The following is a 3,021-nucleotide window of genomic DNA, read 5'->3' on the forward strand; positions in this document are numbered from 1 at the left end:
AGGACCTGTCCATGTACGGCTTCGAGGACTACACCCGGATCAAGCACGTCATGGCCAACATCGAGTCCTGACATGGTGGTGGTCACTCGTGGACGACCCCCGCCGATCCCGGTGGGGCGCAACGAACCAGGGCAAAGGAGAACGCCATGAAGTTCAGCTACGTGATGCTCCCCGACTACCCGCTCGAGGAGTCCCTGCGAGCCATCAAGCTCGCGGACGAGCTCGGCTACTACGCCTGCTACGCGGCGGACGAGACGTGGCACAAGGACCTGTGGCTGCTCTTCGCCGCGGCCGCCAGGGACACGACGAACATCCGCTTCGGCCCGAGCGTCTCGGGCGTGGTTCTGCGCGACCCCTCCCTGATCGCACAGGCTGCGGCCACCCTCGACGAGCTGACCGGAGGGCGGGCCGAGGTCGTCCTGGGCTCCGGCAACTTCGGACTGCTCGCGCAGTACGGCATCGACTGGTCCGACACCAAGCCGTTGTCGCGCGTCAAGGAGGGCGTGCACGTCATCCGCACGCTGCTCGACGAGGGCACCATCACCTACGACGGCGACTTCTTCCAGTACAACGGCCTGTTCACCTTCGCCCGCCCGGTCCAGGAGCGACTGCCGGTGAAGATCGGGTCGATGCGCGGCCCCAGGTCCTTCGAGGCGGCCGGCGAGTTCTCCGACGGCTGCCACCACGCACTCAGCTACACCCGGGAGGCCTACGACTACGGCATAAAGCACTTCCGCATCGGCGCCGAGCGTGCCGGCAAGGACCCGGACGACATGGACTTCGGCGCATGGGTCGTCACTGCCGTGGGCCGGGACTCCGCCGCCGCTAAGCAGGCCGCGCGGTCGATGGTCGGCATCTACGCCTCCTCGATGCCTGCCGAGCAGCTCGAGCGCAACGGTGTGGATCCCGACTCGTTGACCCCGATCATCGAGGCCATCGGGGCGGGTGACCTCGCCAAGGGCATCGAGCTGACCAGCCCGGAGCTCGCGGAGAAGCTCTCCGTCGCCGGCACCCCCGAGGAGGTCACCGCCAAGATCAAGGCCGAGATCGAGGGCACGGGTGTCAACCACTTCATCGCGGCCATCACGGACGCGTCCCTGGTGAAGGCCTTCACAGGACAAGCGCTCGACGGCGTCGCCACGGTCGACGAGCAGTTGCGGCTTCTCGCGGAGGAGGTCATGCCCAAGATCGGCTGAGGAGCGAGCCCGGCCCCTCACCTCAAATCGGCTGGTGGACCGGCAGGTCTCGGGAACATGCTGGTCGGTGTGACGATGCTGGTCGAGTCGGTGTCAGGCCGTCGTGGTGCGCCGGCGCAACCGCCAGCGTTCGCGGCGCGCCGGGTGGTGTCCGCGATGGTCGCACTGGCCCTCGTGCTGACCCTCACCAGCAACCCCTACGGCTTCGAGCGCGACGAGCTCTACTTCCGGATGCTGCGTCCGGCCTGGGGGTATGTCGACCAGCCGCCGTTCACTCCGTTGCTCGCCCGGGCGGCGGCACTCGTCTCTGCCGAGCCCTGGGCGGGACGGATCCCGGCGACCTTGGCCGCGGTGTCCTCGGTGCTCGTCCTCGCCCTCATCACCCGCGAGGTCGGGGGGCGGGCCGTTGCACAGGGGCTGTGCGCCTGGTCCTACGCCTTCGCCGCGATCCCGCTCGTCTTCGGGCACGTCCTGCTGACCACCAGCATCGACGTGGTGGTGTGGCCGCTGGTCTGCCTGTTCGTGATCAGGGCGGTCCTCCGGGACCAGCCGCGCTGGTGGCTGGCAGCGGGTCTGGTGCTCGGTCTGAGCACCTACAACAAGCTGCTCGTGGGGCTCCTGGTGGTCGCGCTGGTCGTCGGGGTGCTGGCAGTAGGGCCGCGAAGTGTCCTGCGCAACCGGCGGCTGTGGCTCGCGGTGGCACTGGCAGTGGTCCTGGCGGTGCCCAACGTGGTCTGGCAGGCGACCCACGACTGGCCGCAGCTGGCCATGGGCCGGGCCCTCAGCGACGACAACGCGGCCACGGTGCGCGTGATCATGTGGCCCTATCTGCTCATCCTGCTCGGTCCGCCGTTGACGCCGGTCTGGGTGGCCGGCCTGGTGGCCCTGTGGCGCCGTCGCGAATGGCGGCACATCCGCTTCCTCGCCGTGGCCTTCGTGGTGCTGCTGGTCGAGACCTGGGTCGGGGGTGGGCAGCTCTACTACCCGATCGGCCTGCTGGCGGTGGTCTTCGCCATCGGCTGCGTGCCCGCTGCGGGGTTCCTGGCCCGCTCGCGTGCGTGGCGTCATACGGCCTGGGTCCTGATCCCCGTGAACGCGGTCGTCTCCGCACTCATCGCGCTGCCGCTGGTCCCCGCCTCGGCACTGGCGAGCACACCGATCCCCGGGATCAACCAGACCGTCGCCGACCAGATTGGGTGGCCGGAGTATGTCGAGCAGGTGGCCATGGTCTACCGCTCGGTCCCGGCGTCCGAACATCCGGTGCTCCTCACCAGCAACTACGGCGAGGCCGGTGCGCTGGTGCGTTACGGGCCTGACCTCGGCCTGCCGCGACCGTACAGCGCACACAACCAGCTCTACTTCGACCGGCGACCGCCCGACTCGACCACGACGGTGGTCATCGTGGGCGGACAGTTCGCGGACGTGCGAGACGACTTCGCCACCTGTGAGGTCAGGGGGCGCCTGCACAACCGGGACGATGTCGACAACGAGGAGGTCGGCGAGCCGGTCGCGGTGTGTCGGGGCCCGCGAGCGCCCTGGTCGAGGCTGTGGCCGCGCTTCCAGCACTACGGCTGACCCGACGGCCCAGACGCAGCCTCGACCCCAGCGCTCACCCCAGAGGAATCATCGTGAGGTTTCGTACCCTCCTGGGGGCCTTGGCCTCAAGGAGTGACTGCAACACCTGGCGTTGAGAGGTGTGCAGATGAGTGCTCGTCGGGGTAGTCCGCGGTTGCCGGTTGAGGTGGAGTATCGGTTCTGGGCTCAGGTCCGCGATTGCCTGACGGTTGAGCAGGCCGCGGTGGTGGTGGGCGTGTCGGCGACCAAG

Annotated in this window: 2 protein-coding genes; both read left to right on the top strand. The window is 68.7% G+C overall.

The genetic code is table 11. From position 1 onward, the window contains the following. The first annotated feature begins 146 nt into the window (after positions 1-146). The gene (locus FCN22_RS21305) at positions 147-1,196 is read left to right on the top strand and encodes an LLM class flavin-dependent oxidoreductase (protein ID WP_137123569.1); all 1,050 of its coding nucleotides are present in this window, start codon (positions 147-149) and stop codon (positions 1,194-1,196) included. A 57-nt stretch (positions 1,197-1,253) separates the two neighbouring features. After that, a complete protein-coding gene (locus FCN22_RS21310) occupies positions 1,254-2,771 on the top strand; it encodes a glycosyltransferase family 39 protein (protein WP_137123570.1) in 1,518 nt (505 codons plus the stop codon). Positions 2,772-3,021 lie beyond the last annotated feature (250 nt).

The organism is Segeticoccus rhizosphaerae, assembly GCF_005222685.1.
In the GTDB taxonomy this organism is placed as follows: Bacteria; Actinomycetota; Actinomycetes; order Actinomycetales; family Dermatophilaceae; genus Segeticoccus; species Segeticoccus rhizosphaerae.